Consider the following 416-nt stretch of genomic DNA (forward strand, 5'->3'; position numbering starts at 1 on the left):
GAGGAAACCCCGAGAACACGCTGGAAGCGGTCGTCCGGGTGCAGCCGACGCGCCGCGTCGAGGGCCTCGCCGAGAGTGGTGGCCTCGACCGGATCCTCGGCGATTCCCGCCGCTTCCTTGGCCGCGGCCCAGTACCTGATAGTGCACTTCGCCATCTGTTGATTATCCTTGGTGTTGCTCGGAGGCGACGTATTAAACAAATCTTCACCGGGGGCAATGGCGCCTTCGATCGTCCGCGTACCGCGGGGTGACGGGAAGAGACGCATGAGCCATCTGCTTCTGTTGACGAACTCGAACGAACCGTCCGATCACGTGCTGCCCGCTCTCGGCCTCCTCCTGCACTCCGTGCGGGTGGCTCCCGCCGAAGCCGGCGCACTCCTGGCGTCCGGTGCCGGCACCGGCTCCAGCGCCCCGGT

At 66.3% G+C, this 416-nt stretch carries 2 pseudogenes; one reads left to right on the plus strand and one right to left on the minus strand.

Annotated elements, in window-relative coordinates:
* Nucleotides 1–155, minus strand: a pseudogene (locus tag ACJOT3_RS34785) (MoaD/ThiS family protein); the annotation flags it as partial.
* A 109-nt stretch (nucleotides 156–264) separates the two neighbouring features.
* On the opposite strand from ACJOT3_RS34785, the pseudogene ACJOT3_RS34790 reads away from it, so the two are divergent.
* A pseudogene (locus tag ACJOT3_RS34790) lies at nucleotides 265–416 on the plus strand (DNA-binding response regulator); the annotation flags it as partial.

It is taken from the genome of Nocardiopsis protaetiae (assembly GCF_045446735.1).
Lineage (GTDB): Bacteria > Actinomycetota > Actinomycetes > Streptosporangiales > Streptosporangiaceae > Nocardiopsis > Nocardiopsis protaetiae.